The sequence below is a fragment of the Levilactobacillus paucivorans genome (genome assembly GCF_001437125.1).
Classification (GTDB): domain Bacteria; phylum Bacillota; class Bacilli; order Lactobacillales; family Lactobacillaceae; genus Levilactobacillus; species Levilactobacillus paucivorans.
Map to the genome: position 1 here is coordinate 1 of NZ_JQCA01000167.1, position 25,224 is coordinate 25,224.

Below are 25,224 nucleotides of genomic sequence, written 5' to 3' on the forward strand. Positions count from 1 at the left end.
GAATAAAGAACTGGTCTAGTAGAGCAGGTGTTGCACTTCAATTTTAAATCGAGGTATAATAAAAAGGGGCACATCACTGTTGTGCCTGCACCAATCGACCAAAATCAGCAGAAAGCGAGAATAAGTGATATGTCCCAAGACCAGTTTACTAGAGATCTACTTCGGGTTACAGATATTAATTTAATGAATTTCAAAACTAAAGACACAGTCAGTGTTCTTAATATACTTTGTGACTTATCATATCGTGGATCTGCCGCCAATCATAGACGTTCAGTTATTAGGTGCTTGCTTTTTTCAGACAAGGTTTCCGACATACATCTGCATATTCACAGTTTAATGCGTTAAACCAAAAAGCCACCCGTCGTAACGAGTGGTTCCTTGTCTATTAATTAATCTGATCAATAATTAGTTATTTTATGCCGTTAACCTATGACCCATCGCTTGACTGAACACCTTACCGAAGCAAAGATTTGCTGAATTTCGATCATTTAAGGCTAACTGGCACTGCTCGTAACTTACGATTGCTCATGACTAATGCCATTCTTTTAATTTGAAGTTGAGAATCCAAACAATTAACGCCAAAAGCAATATCAATGGAATCAAAGATCCCAGCGCCTGTGCCGTTAAAAGAATCAAAATAGACACAATAAATGAGATTATCACACACCAATTTGCTATTTTCTTAGATACGTGAAAGCCTAACCACAAGTTAATTAATATAAGGGCCATCAACACGACTTCTAACCACAGGAGTATATCAAACCAAATATATGACCGATCAACTGCTTGAACCGTATATAATTCTGCGTCTGCGTTTATAAAGTACCATAGGCCTAAATAAATGATTATTGTTGAGGCTGATATTTTTAAGACAATCGTGACAGCTTTTTTCATCATACACCCACTCTTCTATATTAATAACTTTTTATCTCATAGATATCGGATGGCCTAAACGATCCCTTAAAGTTTTTGACTAATTTATGCGGGTGTATATGAATTTACGCCTTTTTTTGTAAAATTTCACGATCCAACAAGTTCTGGATAATGAAGTGATACTGCTCAACGTTACCCTCGGCATGGCTGCCTTTGAAAATGTTAACCCGTGCATTGCCAGAAGCATTGGTTGTCGACATCTTGAACCCAGTCAGGTCCTTTGAGACAACGACCTTAAGCATTTGATTCTTGTTGTAGGGTGAGGTTGGATCGACCGACCGTTCCAACGTGTAGTTACCCGCGTTAGAAACTTGGAAGCCCACATCCTTTAAGGCGTAGGCCTTGATGTTAGGATGTAATTCGTAGACATCCGTATCCCCATCAACTTGCATTTCTTTCTTAAATAACATGTTACTTCACCTCGTTTTTTGAAAGTCGCTTGACGATGGCACTGACGTTTTCGACGAAGGCGTCAATGTCCGCACTCGTCGTTTGTGATCCAAAGGATAACCGAATAGATTCAGCAATACGTGGGCTGTCCGCCCCAAACATGGCGGTCAACACGTGTGAGGGTTCGATAGAACCGGCCGTGCAGGCTGAGCCGCCAGAAACGGCAATCCCAGCCAAGTCCAAGTTGGTCTGCATGACGTAAGTGGAGATGCCCTTAATCCAAATGTTTAGGACATGTTCCAGGTTCTCGCCTTCGAGTGATCCGTTAACGGCAAAGTCCACGCCATTGGCGGTTAATCCCGCCACGACCTGTTCCTTAAACCCATGGAAACGGGCCCGCTTCTCGGCCTTAACGTCAGCCGTTAACAACTTGGCCGCCGTAGCCATTCCGGCAATCGCTGGAACGTTCTCGGTACCGGCCCGCCGCTTCTCTTCTTGGTCCCCACCCTTGATCAGGCTAGGGAAGTTAATCCCTTCACGCTTGTAGAGGAAGCCAATCATCTTTGGTCCATTAATCTTGTGCGCTGACGTTGACAATAGATCGATATGATCGCGTTGCACGTCGATGTCCAGTGACCCATAGGCCTGGACGGCATCGGTATGGAACCAGGCTTGGTGGTCCTTTAAGACCTCACCAATCTCATGAATTGGCATCCGACTGCCGACCTCATTGTTTCCCATCATGATGGTCACGAGGATCGTGTCATCACGCAGGGCAGCCTTGAAGTCATCCAGACTGATCCGACCGTGCTCATCGACGGGCAGATAGGTCACGTCAAAGCCTTGTTCCTCCAACGCATGGAGGGGCTTCAAAATGGCCTCGTGTTCGATAGCCGTGGTGATGATGTGCTTTCCCAAGCTCTGACGGGCAATGGCCGTTTGCGTCACAGCGGTGTTGTCACTCTCACTCCCACCACTGGTGAAGATGATCTCTTCATCACTGGCAGCGTTGATGCTGTTGGCAATGACCTGACGACTGTTTTCCATCACGGTGTGCGCCTGCCGACCTAAACCGTACAACGTCGACGCGTTCCCGTAAACATTCGCCATCTTATCAACCATTTCATTTAAAACCTCCGGCGCCATCGGTGTGGTGGCGGCGTTGTCCAGGTAGATTTCCCGGACGGCATTACTGTTATCAATGTGAATCTCTTGCACCCTAAAAACCTCCTGAAGGACCCGGTTAGTTCTGTGCAGCTAACAAGGCCAGTAACATCTGTGCGGAACGGTGGCCCGCATCAATAATAAAATCATCAAAGTTAACACCGGAATCATTGTCGGCGTTGTCGGACATGGCCCGCACAACGACGTAAGGAACGTCAAATTGGTGAGCCACTTGGCCCACTGCGGCACCTTCCATTTCACCGGATAAGGCGTCTGGGAAGTGACCCATGATGGCCTTAATCGTCTCGGGACTGTTTAAGAATTGGTCACCGGAAACGATCAGCCCCAACTTGGTCTTCAAGCCCGTATCGGCCGCGGCCGCCACGATCTTTTCGCCCCATTCTTTCGACGCTTCAAACCGCGCTGGTTGTTGGGGTAATTGCCCATATTCATAGCCAAAAGCCCGGGCATCGGCATCATGATAAGCCGTTTCGGTGGAAACCACCACGTCCCCAATATTTAAGTCGGGAGCCAAGGCCCCAGCCGAACCAGAATTGATCACGAGGTCAACGTTGAATTGGGTAATCAGTAAGGCTGTCGTTAAACCGGCCTCGACTTTACCAATCCCAGAACGCACCAAGACCACGGATTGGCCGCTAATCTGGCCTTCATAGAATTCTAAGCCGTGAATGTCGGTTGTTTTGGCATCTGTCAAAGCCTCGTGTAGTTCCTTAATTTCTTCTTCCATGGCGCAAATAATTCCGAATGTCATGTGGTGTTCTCCACTCCTTAATCTAGTTTACAAAAAGAATAAAATCCCATAAACCGCCAAAATTAACAGAACGAGCCAAAAAATTGCCCAGTTCAAGCGTCGACCCAAGCGTTTCTGTTTGGTGTCGACCGGTTTGACGCGCTGGGCCATATCCGGTTCTTCCGGGTCGTCATCACTAGGGTTGCCATGCTGCCGCGCGTAGTCTCGCTCGACCTGAACCCGCTTGCGATCCCGTTCCTGAAAGTCCTTCTCAGCTTGTTCTTGTTCTCGACGGTAGTCCGCCCGCGTTTTCGGACGGTCATCAGGGTCTTGCCAGTCATTTGAAGGCACTACTGTCACCTACTTTTGTAACAGCCAGTAGTAAATGGCCGTAATTGTTTTGGCATCGTTGATTTCGCCACTAGCCACCATGGCCTGGGCTTCATCCTTCGATACGGTCAACAGTTCCAAGTTTTCCCCTTGGTCCCGGGGCAATTCGGTCGAGACGGGCTTAAGATCAGTCGCTAAAAAGAGGGTCATGTATTCATCAGAAAAGCCCACACTGGAATAAAAGCCAGTGATCTTTTCCAGATGACCCGGTTGATAACGGATCTCTTCGTTAAGTTCGCGCATGACCGCGTGTTCCACGTTATCGGCATCTCGGCTATCGAGTTTTCCTGCCGGGATTTCCAAGGTGGCTGCCGCAATCGGTGCCCGCCATTGCCGTTCTAAAATCATTTCGTTGTCCGCTGTCAGGGCCAGAATACCCACGGCACCTGCATGACGAACAATTTCTCTGGTCGCCATATCACCATTTGGCAGGCGAACCTGTTGCCGTTCTAGCTTCACGATCACACCGTCATACAAGTCCTCGGTGGATTCAACGTGTTCTTCTAAGTCCATGTTAAGCCTCCTCAGCGCTCCCCGTAACCACGGGGGTCACTTTGGCTGCTTGTGGGCCACGACTCCCTTGGACGATGACAAATTGAACGGTCTGGCCCGCTTCCAATTTACGGAAGCCTTCACCAATAATTGCCGTGTAATAAACAAAGACGTCACCATCGGCAGGCGTGGTAATGAAGCCAAAGCCGCGTTGTTCACTATAACTCTTTACTTTTCCGGTTAACATGGTATCCCTCCCATACATAGCACAAATTATACTCGCTTGCCCGCCCCACCGCAAACAATGGTTCTTGCCCAGCCGCGATCCAAAAAAGCTCCCCATCTCGACCAAGGTCGAAACGAGGAGTTCAAAAATTTAACGCTTATTTTTCTTCAAAACCTTCAGTTGCCGTTTCAGGGTAGTTAGCCCGAACGATCGCGGCACAACGGGCACAGAAGTGTGGGTAATCTGGATCACTGCCAACATCTTCCTTGGTCAGACGACAACGGTCACAGACCTCGCCAGCAGCGGCGGTCACCTTGACGGCCATGTGGTCGAAGGTTAAAGCGTCGGCTGGGGCTTGATCCAACTTGGCAACATCTAAACCAGAAACCAGCAGGATTTGTTGAACATTAATGTTTAACTTGTCCAACGTGTTTTGCGTCTCATCATCGATGTAAAGATCCAAGTGGGCTTCAGCAGCCTTCCCGATCAACTTGGCATCACGGGCTTCTTCCAAAGCCTTCAATACATGACTCCGCAACGTCATGAAGGTATCCCAGGCAGAAACGCCATCGGCCTTGATTTCGTTGGCATCGTCCATATCCATCACGACTGGCATTTCGGCTAACTGAACGAATTCTTCGGGTTCCTTTAAGAAACCCCAGATTTCTTCGGCCGTGTGTGGCAGGATTGGCGTGATCAACTTGGTTAAGGTCACAGCAATCTGGTAGAAGACCGTCTGCATTGAGCGACGAGCGGCACTGTCTTCGGCTTCGATATACAGGATATCTTTGGCGAAGTCGAGGTAGAAGGCGGACAGATCACTGACAACAAAGTTGATGAGTTCCTTGTAAATGTTCAAGAAGTCATAACTTTCGTAGTGGTCACGCACGCTCTTCGTGAAGGCGTTCAACCGGTATAACATGTGGCGGTCAACGGCCGTCAATGGGTCGAAAGCCACGCCGTTCGTTTCAGGATCAAAGTCACTGGTGTTGGCCAACAGGTAACGCATCGTGTTCCGCAACTTCTTGTAGCTGTCGGAAATTTTCACGAAGGATTCCGTTGAGACCCGAACGTCGGCTGAGGTATCCACGGAGGTTACCCAGAGACGAACGATGTCGGCCCCCATCTTCTTGATGATTTCATCCGGTGCGATCGTGTTCCCGATCGACTTGGACATCTTGTGGCCATCCTTGTCCAAGGTGAATCCTTGGGAAACGACCTGCTTGTATGGTGCCTTGCCGGTCGCGGCAACACTGGCAATCAGACTGGAGTTGAACCAACCACGGTATTGATCGGAACCTTCCAGGTACAGATCGGCTGGGAATTTGAGGTAGTCACGTTCGGCCAGCACCCCTTGGTGTGAGGAACCAGAGTCGAACCAGACGTCCATGATGTCGGTTTCCTTGGTGAATTCACCATTTGGTGAGTGTTCACTCGTGAAGCCTTCTGGCAGGAGATCCTTGGCGTCACGCTTGAACCAGATGTTCGAGCCGTACTTGCCAAAGAGATCTGCCACATGGTTGACCGTTTCTGGTGTGATGATCGCTTCGCCATCTTCACCGTAGAAGATTGGCAGTGGCACACCCCAGACCCGTTGACGGGAGATAACCCAGTCGCCACGGTCCTTGATCATGTTTTCCAAACGACGCTTACCCCAATCAGGTTGGAAGCTAACATCCTTTAAGCTGTCCAAGATTTCATCACGAATCTTGTCCACGGAAGCGAACCACTGTGGCGTTGCCCGGAAGATGACGGGCTTCTTCGTCCGCCAGTCAAATGGGTAACTGTGTTCGTAAGGCATGTACTTCAGTAAGGCGTTGTTCTCCTTCAGCTTGTCGAGGGCAATCTGATTGGCATCTTCGTAGAAGACCCCATCAAAGTCCTCACCGGCTTCAGCGGTCATGTATCCTTGGTCGTTAACGGGAACGAGCACAGGTAAGTTGTAGAGCTTACCCACGTTAAAGTCATCTTCCCCTAAGCCTGGGGCCGTATGAACCAAACCAGTCCCAGAATCAGTCGTCACGAAGTCTCCTAACATCACAACCAACTTACGGTCGGTGATGAATGGGTGTTGGGCAATGATGTTGTCCATGTCTTGCCCCATGACGGTCTTCAAGACCTTGACGTCTTCCCAACCAAAGCGTTCGGCATTTTCAGCAACCAGATCACTAGCCAGAACGAACTTGCGGTCTTCCCCAGCGGGTTGAACCACCGCATATTCGATACCGGCATCGATGGTGATCCCTTCGGAACCAGGAATCGTCCACGGCGTCGTGGTCCAAACGACGAGGTAAGTATCGTCATCTAAGACGCCTTTACCGTCGACAACCTTTTCCCCATAAAAGGCGGAAGGTGACGTCACGTCGTGGTATTCCACTTCGGCCTCAGCCATGGCAGATTCGGATGACCATGACCAGTACACGGGCTTCTTACCCTTGTAAATCAGGCCGCGCTTGGCAAATTCACCGAAGACCCGCACTTCAGCGGCTTCGAATTCTGGATTCAACGTCAAGTATGGATTGTCCCATTCGGCAGCCACCCCTAAACGCTTGAAACCATCGCGTTGTAAGTCAACTTGCTTCAAGGCGTATTCGCGACAAAGGTCACGGAATTCGGCAGTTGACATCTTCTTCCGGTCGTAACCGGCCTTCGTCAACTGTTGTTCAATTGGTAAACCATGGGTATCCCAACCGGGAACGTAAGGGGCCCGGAAACCACTCATTGACTTGTAACGAACAATGATATCCTTGGAAATCTTGTTCATGGCATGGCCCATATGGATTGGACCATTGGCGTATGGTGGGCCATCGTGCAGAATAAACGTTGGCTTCCCCTCGTTTAATTTCTGGCGGGCTTCATAAATCTTGTTTTCGGCCCAGGCTTTTTGCCGGTCAACTTCTTTGACTGGTAAATTACCGCGCATTTTAAACTTGGTTTTACCCAGGTTCAACGTGTCTTTCACTCGCATACCGTCATTTCCTCCTTTAAATCATTTCTCACGGTTGGTGAACCGGTGAGCTCAAGCCAGTCCCTGGCCTCAGCTCACCGGTCAACCTCTTACCGTGACACGCAAACTTTCATGACAAACAAAAAACGACCCTGCCCAAAGGGACGAGATCGTTCGTGGTACCACCCAAATTTCAGAAGACAACCACCGTTGCCTTCCCTCAGCGTGCCGTATCGGGGCAAACCGCCGTCGCTTACTCAAGGTTCAGCCACGGAACTTGGAGAATGATACCGTCTAAAAGAGCGGGTGTCGACCTCTCACCATCGTCGACTCGCTAAAACCATCTGTTTAGACTGCTTATTTCTCTGTCATTTTTTATTTACTTTTGGTCGTAATGTTCCTGATCGTTATCTGGGAAAATCACAACAGTTTCCCCTTGATCAGTGTCCGTATCGGTAACGGGGGCTTCCTGAACGGGAGCTTCTTCCGTTGCTTGCGGTGCAGTTGAGTTTACGCCCTGAGCTGCCCCATTGTCAAGTCGATCACCGACGACCTTCTTGATCTCTTCGTAGCTCGACATGGACCCTTCCTTAAGTAAGCTGTCCCAGTCGTTGGACTTTACAACTTCCAACTGACTTTCCAGCATCACTTGAAGACGTTGACGGAAGACCCGGGTGCTCTTCTTCAAGTCATCGGTCTCCACGGCTAACTTCTTAGCACGCTTAGAGGCCTCCATCATGATTTGATTACCCTTGTTGGTTGCTTCTGAAACGATGTCGGAGCTTTGCTTCTGAGCTTCGCGAATAATAATCTCGGATTCTTTTTGTGAGTTGGCCTTAACCTTGTCGGCGGCCTCCTGCGCAACCAGAATGGATTGATTCAAGGAATCTTTCAAGTCGTTAAAGTACTTGAGTTTGCCATTGGCAGAGTCGAGTTGTTCCTCTAATTCCTTGTTGTGATTCAACGTAATTTGGTAATCCTTGATGATCTGATCCAAGAAATCATTGACCTCATCAACGTTGTAACCACGCATCTTCGTACCGAATTCTTTATTATGAATGTCTAATGGACTTAATACCATCTTATTGTTCCCTCCGCATCTATTTCTTCAGCACCGCTAGGGTGACCCGAATCTTTTCTTTCTTGGTTTTCCCGGCAACTTCATCCAAACGCACCCGACCAAAACCCCGGACGGACACGATGTCTGCAACATCGAGCTCATAATCTGGTTTAGTCGTTTCCGTCCAGTTAACCCGAACGTGGTCCGCCTCAATCAGTTCCTTCGCCCGATGACGGGAGAGGTGGAATCCGGTGCCAACAATGTTGTCCAACCGTAAGGAGGACAGCGTTGCTGATTCGGACTCCCACTCGTTCAGTGGCGCAATCAACTCGTTAAAGTCAGCCAGCGTCAGTCGTGCTTTCACCCGACCAATGTGATCCACCTGACCCACGAGATAATCCATCATGGACTTCTCCGTCACCACTTGCCAGACTTGACCATCCGTTAAGATGTCGCCAAGAATTTCACGTTCGATTCCGGCACCTAACAAGGTTCCTAGAATCTGACTGTGATGCAGCGTGGCGAACTTGACCGGGTAATCGACCAGCAGCAGGCGCAACTCGAAGTCGGCCTCAGTGGGTTCGAAATAGTCGGGAAAGAACAGGGCCCGTCGCATCTCTGCATGCTCATGGCCACCGCGAAACTGAACCTTAACATCCGCTCGGCGGGCTAAGGTGGTGGCAATGTACACCTGACGAGGATTCAAGAAATGGGTGAGAACCGGGCGATACTCGTCCGCAACTTGCTGTAGCCATTCGCCAATGGCGTCAATGAACGGCGCCTCATCCGGCCGAAAGTGTTGCGTTATATTCTCATCCACAGCTTCCCCTCCTCACTTAATGAGCTTATAACATCATTCTGAATAACATGATTTCAACCGCACGTAACCCGTATTGAACCAAGGTTAACACGATGATCCCCACCACTGGACCGAAGCCCAAGGGTCCCACCGACGCGAAGTTGAAGTAGCTTAGAAATGGTTCTACTAGGCGTGTAATGACCTGGCCCAATTTAGATTGGTAAGCACCAGGCAACCAACTGAGAAGCGCATACACCACGATTAGGAGTATGTACGCCCGCACCAGCCAGTCTAACGCCGTAAAAATCAAGCTTACGATCGACAGCACAACATCGCTCCTTTATGGTTTGAACTGATTTCCAAGGTTAGCTGCTACATCGCCACTGACTTCGAAATTATGTGGGGTGCACAGAAAGATCTGTTCTCCCACGCGCTTAATTTCGCCACCGACGGCATAGGCAGTCCCGTTTAGAAAGTCAACGATCCGCTGTGCTTGGGCTTCATCCACCCTTGCAAAATTTACGATAACCGCGTCGCCAGCTGTGAGTTGCTTAGCAATCGACTTGGCATCGGAATAAATTCGTGGCTCGCAGATCGCAATATGACTCGAATTAGGTTTTGCAGACCGCATAGCGACCACCTTTCGACTATCGACCGGCCGTGTTTGGGCAGTTGGTTTCGGCTTAACTACGGGAGTTGTCGATTCCTGATAGTCTTCGTCATAATCATCGTCCATTCCGAAAAACTTACTGAGACTAAACTTTTCCGCCATGGTTGGCCACTCCTCTCACAACGAATTTTTACTGACTACTTCCGCCGACGCTTGAAGAATGGCGGCGTGTCTTCTCCCCGATTGCCATCATCATTGTTGGCATCGTCAGAGCTTGGATTGAAGATGTTGAAGTCGGGCTTGTCGACCCCAGCAAATTCATCATGACCCTGGGTAGAACTCTTAGGTTCTGGACGGTGGGCTGGTTCACGAATGTCCCAGTTACCGAATGGATCTTGTTCATTTTCTTTGGTTGGTTGACTCTGTTGGTCGCTAGACCCCTTCTGTTCGCTGCGACGGGCAACCCGACTGTGAGAAGCTTCGCGTTCCTCACGCTTCTTGTCAATCCCAGTAGCAATCACGGTAACCCGAACCTCATCGCCGAGTTCTTCGTCAATTGACGTCCCGAAGATGATGTTCACGTCACTGGTAGCGGCATCCGACACGATCTGTGAAGCCGCTTGGGCTTCAAACAGAGACAGGTCGGGACCACCCGTGATGTTCAACAGAACTTGTTCGGCACCGTCGATGGAAACTTCCAGCAATGGTGACGAGATGGCCTTCTTAGTGGCATCTTCCGTGCGGTTTTCGCCACTAGCGGAACCGATACCCATTAAGGCAGACCCTTGATCTTTCATAACCGTCTTCACATCGGCAAAGTCCAAGTTCACATAGCCAGGACTCGTGATCAAGTCAGAAATCCCTTGAACCCCTTGACGTAAGACGTTGTCGGCTTCTTGGAAGGCTTCCATCATTGGCGTCTTCTTGTCGACAATCTCTAACAGCCGGTTGTTAGCCAGGATGATCAACGTATCGACGTTTTCCTTCATGGCTGCGACCCCTTCGGCCGCAAAACGGGCACGACGAGGACCCTCGAAGCTAAATGGCCGTGTCACAACGCCGACCGTTAAGGCCCCGCTGTCCTTGGCAATCTTAGCCACGATTGGGGCGGCCCCGTTACCGGTACCCCCACCCATTCCGGCAGTGACGAAGACCATGTCGGCGCCTTGAAGGGCTTCCGTGATCTGTTCTTCACTTTCTTCGGCAGCCTTGGCCCCAACTTCGGGGTTGGCGCCGGCACCCAGACCCTTGGTTAATTTCGGCCCGAGTTGGATTTTCGTTTCAGCCTTGGAAGCTTCCAAAGCCTGAACGTCAGTGTTAGCAACGATAAATTCGACACCTTTAACATCTTCGGTGATCATTCGGTTAACGGCGTTGTTACCACCGCCACCGACCCCGATAACTTTAATGTTAGCGCCATGATTTTGAGCAGAATCTAGTGAGTATTCCATATTTATCTTTTCCTCCATCTCGCGTTAGTCGAAGAAGTCACTGAAGAACTTCCGGAACCCTTCGCCCCTCTTTTTCTTCACTTTTGGTTTTGCCTTTGGACGCGGTGCCGATTGGGTCGAAACGTCGTTGGCTGCATCTTCCACAGCCTCACGTTGCCGAATCTCATCGGTCTCGTCAGCGAGTTGGGTCGAGCCAGTTAAAGCACTCTTAATAAGTAAGTCAATCTCACTGAGACCCCCAAAGTATTTCACTAATGCCAAAGCTAAGGTAAATGATGGGTGACGCAATCCCATTTGGTATGGGATGTAAACCCGCACGTTGGTGCCAAATTCAGCCGTAGCTAAATCGGTAATCCCAGGCAGTGCGGCAACCCCACCGGTCAGAATAATCCCACCAGGTAATTCTAGCGCCTGAACCTTGTCCAGGTTCGTGCGTAACCGCTGGAAGACTTGGTCCAACCGAGCTTCGATAATCTCCGCCAAATACTTCTCAGAAATTGGCGTCGGTTGACTCTGACCCACGACGTCGACCGGGAACTCGTCTTCATCGCTAGCCTGACTTGAATCGGCATAACCGTAGTCACGCTTCAACTTCTCGGCACTGTCGATCGAGGTATTCAAGACCACGGAGATATCCTTGGTGATGAATTGCCCGCCTTCTTGGTCAACGTCAATGTACTTCAATTGGTGATCATGAATAACAGCGGCAGTTGCCTGGCCCCCGCCCAAATCAATCAGGACGGTCCCAAAGTCTTGTTCGCCGTCGTTCATAACCATCATGCCCTGGGCCATTGGATTAATCACGGTGCCCCGGACGTGCAAGCCAGCCTGTTCGACTGCTTTACGGGTATTGTGCATAATCGTCTTAGGTCCCGTAAACAGGGTGCCGTGGAGTTCGAGACGAACCCCAACCATCCCACGAGGATCCTTGATGCCATCGAAGCCGTCGACCACGAACTCGTCGGCAAGGACTTCAACCACTTCACGTTCCGGTGGCAAGCTCTGAATGAGTGCGGCCCCCGCCACACTCCGAACATCCCGACCGGTGATCTCCCGAGATTGATCGTCAATGGCGATCATCCCGCTACATGGTTCAATTTTTAACATATTTGCGGGAATTCCCACAATCACATCATGAATCTCGATGCTGGCCTTCTCTTCGGCTTGTCGAATGGCCCGCTGAATTGCTTCAGCAGCCTTGTCAATATCGACGATAACGCCGCGACTGACACCATTCGAACGTTCATTTCCCACACCAATAACGTTCATTTGCCCTTTAACATTCTCAGCAACAATGACTTTTATTGAGGTGGTTCCTATATCGAGACCAACGTACATCCCTGAATTATCCATAGAAAAAGGAACCTCCTAAGTTAATCTACTATCAACACTGCATGAATTCGCTTTTTCCCCTAATTATTTTTCAGTTTACCACATTTACTAGGGGTTGAAAAAGCCTTATTGACGCTTTTTCGTCACTGCAATCAAAATGAATTATTTCTTGAAGGGATATGAGTACGCCCCGACTTCCAAATTGACAACACCTTTTTGTTTCATCTTCGCCGCAATCCCTGGATAGTACGCCATTTTTTTCGCGAAAGTCGGGATACTTGCGTAGACTTCATTCCCATCATTCATGAATAAATGGACCCGGTTCGGATTGTCCTTCGTGGGTGCCGCCTGAATTTCACTGATGCTGCGTTTAATTTCGGCATCTAGACGCGCATACTGCAGGATCATCCGATGCAAGGTTTTCGCCTGCTTGAACTTGCTGTAAACCGGGGTACCACTCTTCGGCTGGGAGACAGATTGTTCGCTCACCACGCCGTTTTCGAGGATCTCATCGTACTTGCTTCCCCGCATCACGTAGCCCGCCGTGTCGTATTCGACGATGGCGATCGTCACATGATTGGGTTGGCGAAAGGTAATTTTAGCTTGTTTGATTCGTGAATTTCGTTTCGGAGCCTGACGTTCAAATGACGCCGTGTGTCCGAATAGCGAATAGATGGAGGCGCCGGAACGAACCTGAACGGCATCCTCGACCTCTCTGGCCGTCAGTGCATGTGCACCAGTAACCGTCACTTTTTGAAAGTGACTTAGTGGACAGAGGAGGTAAATCATAACCAAGATGACCGCCGTGAAGCTGGTCAGGAGAATGGTCAATCGCCGAACTAACTTGCGATTCCGTTGATGTTTTAACCGTGGTAATTTATCGCCAATGCGCTTGGCCTGGTGAATCCAGTTCGGCGTCCGGCGCTGTTTCTTCTTGGCGGCCGCCTGACGCTGGTAATCTTCCCACGGGGTCAACGACTGTTGCTGCTTTTCATCATGCCGGTTAAGGCGAAACTTCATGGCTGGTCACCTCCCGCTTCATGAAATAAGATTGACTAGCTAATTGCGCTTGAACTAGCTAATTGCGCTTGAGGGCTAACACCACATCCAAGACGCGGTCAGCAGCATCTGGTACGCCCAACTGCTTGGATGCCTGGGCCATATCCTGGCGCAGGGCATCATCATTCATCAATTGATCGGCCTTGGTCACCAGGTTTTCCCCGGTCAAATCAGCTTCCTTGATGATTTCAGCGGCTCCCACGTTAACCAAGGACTGGGCGTTCTTGGTTTGGTGGTCCGCGGTAACATACGGACTAGGAATCAGAATTGAAGGAATCCCATCCGCCGTAATTTCAGCCAGGCTAGTTGCCCCGGCCCGGCCAACAATGGCCGCCACCTTGGGCAAAACTTCTGGCATGTTTGGAATGTAAGGCTTCACGACGACGTTGTCATTAAGCTTTACCTCTTTTAACTGGTCCATGACGCCATCATAACGCTTCTGCCCCGTAACGAAGACCACTTGGTAATCGCGTTGATTGAAGGCTGGAATGGCTGCCACCGTCGCGGCGTTAATCTTCAAAGCCCCTTGAGAGCCCCCGAAGATTAATAAGGTTGGCCGATTATCCTGCAAATGGTATTCCGACCAACTGAAGTGACTAACCACTTCCGCAGCTTCCTGAGCCCGGGGATTCCCGGTTTTGACCATCTTATTGGCTGGTAACTGATCGACGGCCGCGTCAAAGACATAGGCGATCCGGTCGACGTAACGGCTCAGAAAACGGTTGGTAATCCCAACCACACTGTTTTGTTCATGAATCATCGTGGGAATATGTAGACGACTGGCGGCATAGACCACGGCACCGGAAACGTAACCCCCGGTCCCAACCACAACGTCGGGCTTGAATTCCCGAATCATCTTCTTGGTCTCGTGAACACTCTTCAAGAACAGATAAACCGTCTTGAAGTTTTCAAATGAAAGTGAGCGTTTAAACCCTTGAATCTTCGTCGACTTGAAGGGAATTCCCTTGGCCGGCACGATGGAACTTTCCAGTCCCCGTTCGGACCCCACGTAGAGGACCTCTGCATCAGGGTCACGCTTCTTTAAGGCTTTGATTAGGGCGAGTGCCGGGTAGATATGACCCCCGGTCCCCCCACCAGATACAATTAATCGCATGTTATTTTTCCTCCTGCTTACCCGTCAACTGTTCAACGGCTTTGATAAACCGGTCCCCCCGAACCTCGAAGTTCGGGTATTGATCCCAGCTTGCGTTCGCCGGTGAGAGTAAGACAATATCTCCCGGTTCGCTAAGTTCATAGGCCAATGGGACGGCCGTTTCAACGTTCTCGGTTAAGCGAATCGTTGGAATTCCCGCCTGTTTAGCTGTGTCTTCCAGTAATTTAGCCGTCTGGCCAAAGAGGATAATCGCCTTCACGTGGTCCTTGAAGGATGGCACCATTTTCTCAAAGGTATAGCCGCGATCGAGGCCACCAGCTAAGAGCACCACGGGGGCCTTGAAGCCCTTCAAGGCCATCTCAGTCGCTTCCATGTCGGTTGCCTTGGAATCGTTGTAATACTGCCGACCCTCGGCCTCTAACACGAACTGGGTCCGATGACGAACGCCACCGAAGCTCTTGAGTACACTGACGATAGCGGCCGTGCTGACTCCCTTAATCTTGGCAACCGCGATGGCTGCCAAGGCATTCTCGACGTTATGATCGCCGGGAACCTTGATGTCAGCCGCGGCCATGATCTCTTCACCACGGAAATACAAAACACCCTCGCGTTCGTAAGCCCCATCCTCAGACTGATCTTGCCGCGTGAACAGCACCACCTTGGCGGCTGAATGGGTACTTAATTCCCGCCATTCTGGATTATCAAAGTTGACCACGAAGTAATCGTCGGCCGTTTGGTTGGCTGTAATCTTCATTTTGGCAGCGACGTAGTTGGCTCGCGTCTTGTGGTAATCCAAGTGATTGGAGAAGATGTTCGTCAAAACGGCGATATGCGGGTGAAATTCGGTCGTCCCTACCAACATGAAGCTGGAGACTTCAAGAACCAACGTATCCTCAGGTGTCAATTCTTGAGCCACCATGCTAGCTGGTACCCCGATGTTACCGGCATAGCGCGCATGACCGGCCTGCCGATCATGATCCAACATTTTTTGAATCATCGTGGTCGTCGTGGTTTTCCCGTTACTCCCGGTCACCGCGACCAGCTCAGCATCTGCCACTTCACCCGTCAGTTCCATTTCGGTAATAATCGGCAGCTTGAGCGCTAAGGCTTTCTTGACGATGGGCACATCGTAAGAGATACCAGGATTCTTCACCATAAGGTCGTAGCCGGCGTCTAAGAGTTCCGGAGCCTGTGACCCTAAGATGACCTTAAACCCTGCTTGTTCGAGCTCCTGGGCGTCTTTATTCTGGTCTAATGGCTGAACATCGCTTACCGTGACCTCGGCACCCAACCGTTTCAGTAATTTAGCGGCATTGGTTCCACTCTTTGCGAGTCCCAGAACCAAGACCTTCTTACCCTCATATCGCTTAATCTGCTTCATAACTCCGTTCGCTCTCCATTTCTTTCTTATACCTGATATAAAAAAGCTAGCTTGACTCTAACGAGCAAGCTAGCCCATTAGTCTTCAGTCGTTAGTTTGCTAACATGACCCAAACACCACTAACTGCGGTAACTAATCCGATTCCCCAGAAAGTAAAATCAATCTTCCATTCGCTCCACCCCAACATTTCGAAGTGATGATGAATGGGACTCATGAGGAAAATCCGCTTACCCGTTAGTTTGAATGAGGCCACTTGCAAAATAACACTCGCCGTCTCAATCACAAAGACCAACCCGATCCACAACAGAGATAATTCGTGGTGTAACAGGATGGCAACTGCCGCTAAGGCTCCGCCTAAAGCCAAAGATCCCGTATCTCCCATAAATATCTTAGCTGGTTTGTGATTAAAGATGAGAAAACCGAGAAGACCGCCGACTACGGCGAAACAAAAAATCGCAATGTTTAATTGATGTTGTTGGAAGGCCACGACCCCATAGGCCGCAAAAGCAATGCTGGCCAGCCCACTCACCAAGCCATCTAGGCCATCGGAGAGGTTCACCGCATTGGAGAAGCCAACCAACCACACAATAATAAAGAGCGCATACCAACCGCTCATCGTCCAATCCCCGAATCCGGGCACATGGAGCGCCATTGGTAACTGTTCATGGGTGTAAACCCAGAACAAAATGAGGGCCCCAACAATTTGGCCGAGCATTTTCTGCCAAGCCTTGAGTCCTTCATTTTGGTGATGGAACAACTTGATGCTGTCATCCCAGGCTCCTAAGCCCCCATACAACACGAGGATAAATAACAAAATCCACGTGGTTGGTAAGACGTGGTGCGGCTGGACTATCCAGCTCGTTGCCAAGGTCATGACCACAATCGCAATCATGTAGAGCAACCCACCCATGGTTGGCGTCCCGGACTTCTTTTCGTGCCAACTCGGGCCCTCTTCACGAATCATTTGGCCTTCATGTCGGGCACGGAAGTAACGAATTAAAGCGGGCATAAATGCCACGGTAATTAGAAAACTACCCACCAGGGGTAACAAAATAGTCATCATTGTTCCAATCAATCCTCATTCTCATTTATTTTGGCGTAAAGTGACCGCTAACGTGGCGCCAGACCCCACCGTGGTGCCGGCCTTAATACTCTGCTTGGTGACGTACCCGTCGCCAGTCACGTTCAGCTTTAAGCCTTCAATCTGTGCTAATTTTACCACATCACCCTTCGACCAGCCGGTCAAACTTGGCAGAGCGACGGTGCCACCCGTACTGATGAAGACCCGTTGATCCCGGTATAACGTGGTTCCAGCCGTTACTGACTGTTTTTGAACTTTTTGTCCGGTGCCTAGGGTTGTGACGGTCGCTCCAGCCTTGGTTAGGGCCTGGTTGGCGCTCGCTACCGATTGTCCGGTAACCGATGGCATCTTGTTTACTTTCGTATTGGTGGTCTCGGTATCCTCTTGTAAGGCCCGGGCCATCACAGGTTTCATGATGGAAGCCAATAGCTGAGTTGCCGTTTTGCTTCCCAGATGCGGTTGTTTCATCGTGATATACATGACGTACTTTGGATGACTCGCGGGCACCATGGCCGCTACGGAGTACAGGTAATTGTCATCCCCGGAGAGATAACCAGACTTCCCAGAACTGACCTGGGCAGTCCCCGTCTTGACGGCGACTCGTTCCCCACTCATCTTGTAGTCAGCTCCGATACCATACTTCTTATAAACGACATCTTCCATGTGCTTTCGAACGGACTTCGCCGTCGACGCGGAAATGGGATTGGACACGGCCTGTGGCCCGTAAGCCTTGACCGTCTTGTTGGTATTGGGATCGACGACCTTACTAATCACGTAAGGCTTCATCATCTGGCCATCATTGCTGACGGCACTAAGGGCCTGCATCATCTGGAAGACCGTGACCTGAATCCCTTGACCAAACGCGGTATCGGCCTGTTCAATTGGCCGTTGAAAGGCAATACTCCCGGTCAATTCACCTGGCAATCCTGACTTGGTACTCTTCAGGAAGTGGAATCGGTCGATGTACTTCTTCCATGTCTTGTGACCCATCTGTTGTTCCAAATGGGCCATGGCCACGTTACTGGAGACAGCGAACCCCTTGTTGTAGGTGATCGTCCCCCAGCCAGCCGTATTCCAGTCAGGCACCACTTGATTACCAATGGTGTACTTACCAGATTGATACGTGGCATTGCCGTTGTAATTTCCACTGTCGATCGATGACGCCAGTGTGAAGATCTTCATGGTTGATCCGGGTTCATAAGCATCTTGAACCAACGTGTTCCGCCAGACCTTGTCGAGCCCTTTCTTAGTCGTCGCGTTAAACGTTGGTCGCTGAGTCGCAGCTAAAATAGCCCCGGTGTTGGCGTTCATAAGCACGGCATTCATCGAGTTGGCCTTGACCTGGCCCTGAACCTGACTCATCTCAGTTTCCAGTAGCGTCTGTAAACGGGTATCCAGTGTCGTATAGACGTTGTCCCCATTCTTGGCTTTCTTAGCCTTTTGCTTAGTTCCTGGCAACTGATAACCGTACATATCTTTTTTAATTTTCTGAGACCCATTTGTTCCCGTTAATTCTTTATTGAAAGCTTGTTCCAGGCCCATTGACCCCGTGAGTGTCGTTTGACCGGCTTTATTTGTCTGCGCCTGAGCCAAACCAATCAGATGAGAGGCAAAGACCCCATTGGGATATAGACGCGACTCCTGTTGAATGAAGTTCACCCCACTGAGATGTTCGGCCTGAATTTTTTGTTTGGTTGTCAACGAAATATTTTGACCCGCCGTCCCAAATTCAACTTGGAACGGATGACCAGAACTCGGATTCAAGGTTGCCAAAGCTTTCTTCCGGCTAATCGGTAGATACTTGGCAAGCACGTCAGCTACTTTTTCCTTATTGGTCACGTAGAGCTTCTGACCATCGACACTCTTCTGTCGTTTATCGAGCACCACGTAAAGTGAGTAGACACTGGTATCCTCGGCGATCGCTTGCCCGTTGGCATCGTATATCGTTCCCCGTCTAGCCTTCAGCGTTTCATTAGCTGTATAGAGCTTCTGGGCTGAGGTACTGAGGTTTACGTTTTGAACCTTTTTTCCAATGGAGATATACGAAAAGCGACCAACGATCAAGATAAGCACACCAAGAAACAGCCAAAAAAGAAAAATACCGAAACTCTTCCGATTCCTGCGTGGATGCTTATTTGTCATTTGTCGCTTTTGAGAATCATTCATTATTTGTTAACATTCCTTATTCTGTCATTTTCCAAGGTCAAGCCCTGCTTTTTGGCAATTTTATCAAGCCGGCTACGACTCTGCAACTCATTTATTTCTTGTTGCGCGTTGGTATTGCGATTTTGATACGTCGTGACAGAATTATTGATACTTTGAAGGTCGTGAACGGTATTGGACATCGCGATTTTAGTGGACACAACACTTACCATTAGTAAGGCCAAAACCAGGCCACAAACGGTCATTAAACACTTTTCAAATTTGGAGAATGGCAGGCGCTTGCCCGACGGTGTAGGATCGCTGACGGGTTGAGCCTGGCGTTGAGGTTGTTCTATGTTGGGGCGTTGTTGGGGTTCCGCTGTGAGAGGAACCGCTTCGGCTAAGTTATTTTGCGCCATAATTGATCATCTTCCTATGTCAATATTTAGTGATTATATAAACTACTTAATTTTTTCTAAAATTCGTAATTTTGCACTGTGGGCACGATGGTTAGCCGCCAATTCTTCCTCAGAAGGTAAGATCGGCTTGCGGTTAACCAACTTGTAATCTGGCTGCAAATTGTCGGGAATTACCGGAATTCCGTGGGGGAGTTCTGGCAATGAGGACTGTTCGCGAAACATGGTCTTCACCAACCGGTCTTCAAGCGACTGGAAGGTAATGGCACTGATGCGACCATGAAGCGCCAGCAAGCCGACAGCTTGTTCGAGTGAATCTTCCAAGGCCCCTAATTCGTCGTTGACGGCGATTCGGATGGCCTGGAAGACCTTCTTGGCGGGATGGCCCCCGTGACGACGTGCCGCCGCGGGAATCCCTTCCTTGATGATGTTGACCAACTGCCCAGTCGTGTCGATTGGGGCCTCTGCTCGATGCCGTTCAATAGCTCTGGCAATCGGCTTGGCAAACTTCTCTTCACCATATCGGTGGAAGATCCGCATCAGGTCGTTGAACTTCCATTCGTTAACCACGATCCAAGCGGTGAGTTCTGCACTCTGATCCATGCGCATATCCAGTGGCGCATCATGCTGGTAGCTGAAACCACGGTCGGCCTCGTCAAACTGTGGTGAGGAAACCCCTAAGTCATAGAGAATGCCATCGACTTCGGTCACACCCCGAGCATTTAACTCGGTCTTAATGTCGCGGAAATTGCTCTTAATAAACGTTAAATTTCCACTGTCGAGATATTTTTTAAGGCGTTCTTGATTGTATGTAATTGCGGTCTGGTCCTGATCGAACGCGTATAAATGACCTGTCGTCAGCTGTTCCAGAATGCGTTGGCTATGACCGCCTCCGCCGAGAGTGCAGTCAACATAGATTCCCGTTGGCTTAATGGCTAAACCAGCCACCGCTTCCTTGAGCAGTACCGTTACATGATGAAAGTCTTCCATAAACACTCTCCTCTCCTTTAGCTACATGCCGAAATCAATTAGATTTTCGGCGATATCATCGAAGTCTTCTTCGGCAGCAGCAGAGAAAGTTTCCCACCGTTCCTGACTCCAAATTTCAAAACGATTAGCCACACCCACGATGACACATTGTTTAGCCAATGCGGCATGGTCTCGTAACGATTTTGGTAAGTTAATTCGGCCCTGCTTGTCGAGCTCACATTCAGTCGCCGCGGAGTAGAAGAACCGGACAAAAGCCCGGGCATCCTTACGGTTTACTGGCAAGGCTTTCAATTTCTCTTGTAACGCCGACCATTCGGTCATTGGATAGCCGAATAAACAACCATCCATCCCCCGGGTAACCACGAATTGTTCCCCAAGTTGATCTCGAAATTTAGCGGGGATAATAAGTCTGCCCTTGGCATCAATTGAATGTTCGAATTCACCCATGAACATGACCATTACCCCCTATTTGTAACTATTGTCAAGTTTACCACACCCCCCCACTTTCTACCACAACGTTTCCGAATTTTTATAAATTTCCCCACTTGCACCAAAAAAGCCACAGCGAACACTTGTTCACCGTGGCTGAAAGCCCTTTACCGTGACCCTAAAAAACTGGGTTCTTAGTCAAGTTTATTTATATTTATGCATAAAATTAGCTAATGGCTAACAGGAAACAAACCATAAACCCTAGCAACCAATATAAGTCGGTTAATCGCCAGAAGGTTTTAAAGAATGTCGGATAGATAATTTCGTGGTCCTGAACGGCCTGAATGATGGTGACCAAGATGCCAATTGCCATCCACCCAATGACCAACCAAGGGAGCACAACGCCCGCCCCATGTGGGATCAGCGCCAAGGCACAGACTAAAAATAGCGGTGCCATGAGATCCCAGACACTCAAGCCTGTCGGCCAACGGTGTCCAAGCAACCGTTTCACCCCACGAAAAATGATGTAGCCAATGACCAGTATGACCAGTTTCCCGGCTGGTGATGCCCAAAACGACATGCAACTTCCCCCCACGACTTCTGTTCTAATTGTCGCGCCAACACACTGCCCTAGGCAGGCGCTCACCGGCAACTCTTCGTTATATTATAGGGATTTCCATCCTCAGTTGCAATTCACTTTTATAACAACTCGTTGACAACTTTGCCGCGACTGTTGCATTTCACCCCCACCCACGGTAAACTAATTGAGTAAATTGGGACGCAAAGAGGTGGCTATTCGCGCATGGAAAAGAAAAAGAAATCAACACTTCAAAAAATTACCAACGTTTTCGTTTGGATCATGATTATCGCAACTATCGGCTCCTTAGTCTTTGGAGCAATTGCATCCCTCGGCTGGATGGGCTAATCACATCTGTCGCTACCTTTGTTCGCAGGGTAGCGTTTTTTTATGCCAGTATTTACCAAGCTCACTTAACAAACAAACTAACACAGACTTAAAATACCGTCATCAAAAATCGAAGTTATTCCGATTTCTAATGACGGTATTTTTTAGTTTCTATTCATTTGGATCAGGTTTATCCGGTTGCTTGTAGACCTGGCGGGGCTTGCTCCCCTCCTGAGGTCCAATATACCCGCGCTGCTCTAAATCATCCATGATCCGTGCCGCTCGATTGTACCCAATCCGGAACCGACGTTGCAATAGAGACGTGCTGGCCTTTTGTTGATCCACCACGAAGGCAAGCGCATCGTCAAACAGATCGTCATCACTGTCGCCAGCCTCTTCCTGTTTGAGTTCCTCATCGGTCACCATCATGTCTTCATCGTAATCCGCCGTCTGTTGCTGCTTGATAAAGTCCACAACATTCGCCACGTCCTCGTCGGGGATAAACGCCCCCTGAACACGAACCGGTGAATTGGCATCAACGGGTTGATAGAGCATGTCCCCTCGACCCAACAGCTTTTCAGCACCATTGGTATCGAGGATCGTCCGTGAATCAATACCACTAGACACCGCAAAGGCAATCCGCGATGGCACATTAGCCTTAATCAATCCGGTAATGACATCGACAGATGGCCGTTGCGTCGCCAAGATCATGTGAACCCCGGCTGCTCGTCCCATCTGGGCGAGTCGGATGATGGCATCTTCGACTTCATTTGACACCGTCATCATCAGATCGGCCAGTTCGTCCACGACGACCACGATATACGGCAACGTTGGCCGGGCTTGATCATCCTGAGCATTGGCCTTGCGAACGAAGGCATTGTACCCGGAAATCTTACGTTGACCGAACTGGGAGAACAGCTCATAACGCCGTTCCATTTCCGCCACGACCTTGTGTAGTGCCCGGGCGGCCTTCTTCGGCTCTGAAACGACTGGGGTCAACAAGTGGGGAATCCCATTGTAGACACTCAATTCAACCTTCTTGGGGTCAATCAACATCAATTTCACTTGGTCCGGCCGCGCATTCATCAACATACTGGTAATAATGCCGTTGATGGCCACGGACTTCCCACTCCCCGTTGCCCCAGCAATCAGTAAGTGCGGCATCTTAGTAAGGTCCATCGTGACCACTTCACCGGTTACGTTGCGTCCTAATGGAACTTCTAGTGGCTTGTTGGGATGGGCCGGTTGGGCCTCAACCACATCACGAAAGGCGACAGTCGAGACTTCCTTATTCGGCACTTCAATCCCAATCAGCGATTTGCCTGGAATTGGGGCCTGAATCCGAATTCCCTTAGCCGCTAAGGCCAGGGCCAAATCATCGGCCAAGTTCACGATCCGCGAGACCTTCACCCCAATGGCGGGATGGAGTTCGTATTCTGTTACCGACGGCCCTAAACTAACGTTCTTGACTTCGGCGTCGACACCAAAACTATCGAGTGTCTGTTTTAAAATCTTGGTGTTGGCATCGATCGCATTGACCTCATCCGTTTGGTCAGTCGGTGGAACCTGTTTTAGCAGGTCAGCCGTTGGTAATTGATAGTTCGGATCGACCGGTGTCCCACTGGTTAAGTCCGGGCCCACCTCAGGCGTTGACTCCTCCTCGACCGGTTTGGTCTGCGGTTTAGTCGTCGGTCGGTCATTGGCCACCGTGATATGGTAGCTCGGTTCTTCCTTTGACTGGGGCTTCGGTTCTGGCAAATCCTTCTTCTCGGGTTCGACGATGGCTGTCGGCTGTGGTTGCGGCTTGCCAGCTCGCTCCTGATGCTTCCGCTTAGCCGCCGCACCCCCACGCTTAAGGGCTTGACCACTGGCATGCATCCCCTTAGACAGCCAGCCCCAGGCCGTACTGGTCCAACGTTGTAGGTCGGCAAAGGGGATCTGAAAGAACACGATAACCCCGCCTGCCATGATGATCCAAGCGGCAACCTGAGCGCCGACTAGCGCAATTAGCCACGCCACGATACTCAACTCCAGGGCGCCAATCACCCCACCACCGAGCTGACTCGTCAGCCCGCCAGTAAAGAGATCAGCCAGACCGGCGTGCCAGATCGTTGAGAGAAACTGGGCATGCTGATTAACCGCCACAAAGTGCGTCGCGGTAATCCACAGTAGCCAGCCAGCGTAGACCAGGCCGCCGCCCCACAGATAGTGACGTTGAATGTGGGGCCAGGTTCCGGTAATCAATAAGGCTACCCCTAAGGCTCCCAGAACAACCAGGCCAAATTGGTAGCTGTCCCCCAGGAACAAGCGAACCAAATTGGCACAAAGGATTCCCAGCAGTCCGAGATGAAAGAGCCCCAGGGCCACCAGCGCGATTAAAACGAGACCGATGACGTTACTCGTATAAGGGAACGGCTGGTGACTGGTACGTCGCCGTTTAGTTGGACGCCGTTTCGTAGGCTTGCGGCGCGTTGTTTTTCGTTTGGTCGCCAAAGAACGGCCTCCTTTCAATCCAATTATTTCAGCTTATCGTGCGGATATTGGTGAACCCGTTCCAATCCGGGGAAGCTCTGCTGACGCAAGACTTCATAGATGACGATGGCGGCCGAGTTCGATAAGTTCAGTGCGCGAATATGGCTGTCATCTTGGGGAATTCGAATACATTTCTCCATGTTTTTCCGCATGAAGGGTTCGGGTAACCCCGTCGTTTCCTTCCCAAAAAGGAAGTAGTGATCGTTGTCGTTCAGCTGGTAGTCCGGGTCCGTATAATCCTGATCCGCAAATTTTGACACTAAGTAAAGTTGGGACAGATCCGGAATCGAATCCATAAAGGCCGGCAAGTTCTCATGATAACGAACATCCACCTTATCCCAGTAGTCGAGGCCGGCACGCTTCAAGTGGGCGTCGTCCACGGAAAAGCCTAAAGGCTTGATTAAATCTAAAATGGTATCGGTTCCCGCACAGGTCCGGGCGATGTTTCCTGTATTAGCTGGAAACAATGGTTCGAATAAGGCAATATGATTCGTCATAACTCTCTTCTCCGTTCTGCTGGTTAAGTCTGTCTTCCGATTTGCGAGGCAACTTCCCTCGCACCGTCTCATTATTATAGTCACGTCTGACGCGCTTTGACAAGGGACGATCCCGACTATTTTAGGGGCGATTT

General features: G+C 49.9%; 26 protein-coding genes. 1 reads left to right on the forward strand and 25 read right to left on the reverse strand.

The annotated features are described in order from the left end of the window. Positions 1 to 531 precede the first annotated feature (531 nt). The 23 genes from IV54_RS11210 to IV54_RS11320 form a co-directional block, all read right to left on the reverse strand. Positions 532 to 897, reverse strand: coding sequence for a hypothetical protein (locus tag IV54_RS11210; protein ID WP_057879397.1), 366 nt, complete (start codon positions 895 to 897; stop codon positions 532 to 534). Positions 898 to 998: 101 nt separating this feature from the next. Next, positions 999 to 1,343, reverse strand: a complete 345-nt coding sequence (locus IV54_RS11215) for a DUF1831 domain-containing protein (protein ID WP_057879398.1) — start codon at positions 1,341 to 1,343, stop codon at positions 999 to 1,001. Between the two features lies 1 nt (position 1,344). Beyond that, positions 1,345 to 2,469 (reverse strand): cysteine desulfurase family protein, encoded by a 1,125-nt coding sequence (locus IV54_RS11220; RefSeq protein WP_057879432.1) that lies wholly within the window; start codon positions 2,467 to 2,469, stop codon positions 1,345 to 1,347. Positions 2,470 to 2,566: 97 nt separating this feature from the next. After that, a complete protein-coding gene (locus tag IV54_RS11225; RefSeq protein WP_057879399.1) occupies positions 2,567 to 3,259 on the reverse strand; it encodes a 5'-methylthioadenosine/adenosylhomocysteine nucleosidase in 693 nt (230 codons plus the stop codon). A 27-nt stretch (positions 3,260 to 3,286) separates the two neighbouring features. Then, positions 3,287 to 3,589 carry a hypothetical protein gene (locus IV54_RS11230; RefSeq protein ID WP_057879400.1) on the reverse strand — a complete coding sequence of 101 codons (303 nt, stop codon included), beginning with the start codon at positions 3,587 to 3,589 and terminating at the stop codon, positions 3,287 to 3,289. 9 nt (positions 3,590 to 3,598) lie between these two features. Continuing rightward, complete coding sequence (locus tag IV54_RS11235) at positions 3,599 to 4,141, reverse strand: NUDIX hydrolase (RefSeq protein ID WP_057879401.1); 543 nt, start codon at positions 4,139 to 4,141, stop codon at positions 3,599 to 3,601. A 1-nt stretch (position 4,142) separates the two neighbouring features. Then, entirely contained in the window at positions 4,143 to 4,367 is a 225-nt protein-coding gene (locus IV54_RS11240) for a cold-shock protein (RefSeq protein WP_057879402.1), read from the reverse strand. A gap of 136 nt (positions 4,368 to 4,503) precedes the next feature. Continuing rightward, positions 4,504 to 7,314, reverse strand: coding sequence for an isoleucine--tRNA ligase (ileS, locus tag IV54_RS11245; protein WP_057879403.1), 2,811 nt, complete (start codon positions 7,312 to 7,314; stop codon positions 4,504 to 4,506). 358 nt (positions 7,315 to 7,672) lie between these two features. After that, a complete protein-coding gene (locus tag IV54_RS11250; protein WP_057879404.1) occupies positions 7,673 to 8,374 on the reverse strand; it encodes a DivIVA domain-containing protein in 702 nt (233 codons plus the stop codon). Positions 8,375 to 8,393: 19 nt separating this feature from the next. Continuing rightward, on the reverse strand, positions 8,394 to 9,173 hold the full coding sequence (locus tag IV54_RS11255) for a YlmH family RNA-binding protein (protein WP_057879405.1): 780 nt from the start codon (positions 9,171 to 9,173) through the stop codon (positions 8,394 to 8,396). 25 nt (positions 9,174 to 9,198) lie between these two features. Beyond that, complete coding sequence (locus IV54_RS11260) at positions 9,199 to 9,480, reverse strand: YggT family protein (RefSeq protein WP_057879406.1); 282 nt, start codon at positions 9,478 to 9,480, stop codon at positions 9,199 to 9,201. A gap of 12 nt (positions 9,481 to 9,492) precedes the next feature. Continuing rightward, complete coding sequence (locus IV54_RS11265; protein ID WP_057879407.1) at positions 9,493 to 9,924, reverse strand: cell division protein SepF; 432 nt, start codon at positions 9,922 to 9,924, stop codon at positions 9,493 to 9,495. Positions 9,925 to 9,959: 35 nt separating this feature from the next. After that, on the reverse strand, positions 9,960 to 11,213 hold the full coding sequence (ftsZ, locus tag IV54_RS11270; protein ID WP_057879408.1) for a cell division protein FtsZ: 1,254 nt from the start codon (positions 11,211 to 11,213) through the stop codon (positions 9,960 to 9,962). Between the two features lie 24 nt (positions 11,214 to 11,237). Next, positions 11,238 to 12,566, reverse strand: a complete 1,329-nt coding sequence (gene ftsA, locus IV54_RS11275; RefSeq protein ID WP_057879409.1) for a cell division protein FtsA — start codon at positions 12,564 to 12,566, stop codon at positions 11,238 to 11,240. Between the two features lie 141 nt (positions 12,567 to 12,707). Beyond that, positions 12,708 to 13,565, reverse strand: a complete 858-nt coding sequence (locus IV54_RS11280) for a cell division protein FtsQ/DivIB (RefSeq protein WP_057879410.1) — start codon at positions 13,563 to 13,565, stop codon at positions 12,708 to 12,710. Positions 13,566 to 13,623: 58 nt separating this feature from the next. Further along, positions 13,624 to 14,718, reverse strand: a complete 1,095-nt coding sequence (gene murG, locus IV54_RS11285; protein ID WP_057879411.1) for an undecaprenyldiphospho-muramoylpentapeptide beta-N-acetylglucosaminyltransferase — start codon at positions 14,716 to 14,718, stop codon at positions 13,624 to 13,626. 1 nt (position 14,719) lies between these two features. Continuing rightward, on the reverse strand, positions 14,720 to 16,099 hold the full coding sequence (gene murD / locus IV54_RS11290; protein ID WP_057879412.1) for a UDP-N-acetylmuramoyl-L-alanine--D-glutamate ligase: 1,380 nt from the start codon (positions 16,097 to 16,099) through the stop codon (positions 14,720 to 14,722). Positions 16,100 to 16,190: 91 nt separating this feature from the next. Beyond that, positions 16,191 to 17,162 (reverse strand): phospho-N-acetylmuramoyl-pentapeptide-transferase, encoded by a 972-nt coding sequence (gene mraY, locus IV54_RS11295; RefSeq protein ID WP_057879413.1) that lies wholly within the window; start codon positions 17,160 to 17,162, stop codon positions 16,191 to 16,193. 21 nt (positions 17,163 to 17,183) lie between these two features. Continuing rightward, positions 17,184 to 19,346 carry a penicillin-binding transpeptidase domain-containing protein gene (locus IV54_RS11300; protein ID WP_057879414.1) on the reverse strand — a complete coding sequence of 721 codons (2,163 nt, stop codon included), beginning with the start codon at positions 19,344 to 19,346 and terminating at the stop codon, positions 17,184 to 17,186. Then, a complete protein-coding gene (gene ftsL / locus IV54_RS11305; RefSeq protein ID WP_057879415.1) occupies positions 19,346 to 19,741 on the reverse strand; it encodes a cell division protein FtsL in 396 nt (131 codons plus the stop codon). The genes IV54_RS11300 and ftsL overlap by 1 nt, the downstream gene beginning before the upstream one ends. Before the next feature lie 42 nt (positions 19,742 to 19,783). Then, positions 19,784 to 20,728, reverse strand: coding sequence for a 16S rRNA (cytosine(1402)-N(4))-methyltransferase RsmH (gene rsmH, locus IV54_RS11310; protein ID WP_057879416.1), 945 nt, complete (start codon positions 20,726 to 20,728; stop codon positions 19,784 to 19,786). Between the two features lie 21 nt (positions 20,729 to 20,749). Then, the gene (gene mraZ, locus IV54_RS11315) at positions 20,750 to 21,181 is read right to left on the reverse strand and encodes a division/cell wall cluster transcriptional repressor MraZ (RefSeq protein ID WP_057879417.1); all 432 of its coding nucleotides are present in this window, start codon (positions 21,179 to 21,181) and stop codon (positions 20,750 to 20,752) included. 202 nt (positions 21,182 to 21,383) lie between these two features. Further along, the gene (locus IV54_RS11320) at positions 21,384 to 21,737 is read right to left on the reverse strand and encodes a DUF3397 family protein (RefSeq protein ID WP_057879418.1); all 354 of its coding nucleotides are present in this window, start codon (positions 21,735 to 21,737) and stop codon (positions 21,384 to 21,386) included. 222 nt (positions 21,738 to 21,959) lie between these two features. Between IV54_RS11320 and IV54_RS11645 the strand changes: the two genes are divergently transcribed. Further along, positions 21,960 to 22,082, forward strand: a complete 123-nt coding sequence (locus IV54_RS11645) for a DUF4044 domain-containing protein (protein WP_083488589.1) — start codon at positions 21,960 to 21,962, stop codon at positions 22,080 to 22,082. A gap of 150 nt (positions 22,083 to 22,232) precedes the next feature. Here IV54_RS11645 and IV54_RS11325 read toward each other — a convergent pair whose 3' ends face one another. Continuing rightward, a complete protein-coding gene (locus tag IV54_RS11325) occupies positions 22,233 to 24,554 on the reverse strand; it encodes an FtsK/SpoIIIE family DNA translocase (RefSeq protein WP_057879419.1) in 2,322 nt (773 codons plus the stop codon). 23 nt (positions 24,555 to 24,577) lie between these two features. Next, the gene (locus tag IV54_RS11330) at positions 24,578 to 25,090 is read right to left on the reverse strand and encodes a tRNA (cytidine(34)-2'-O)-methyltransferase (RefSeq protein WP_057879420.1); all 513 of its coding nucleotides are present in this window, start codon (positions 25,088 to 25,090) and stop codon (positions 24,578 to 24,580) included. Positions 25,091 to 25,224 lie beyond the last annotated feature (134 nt).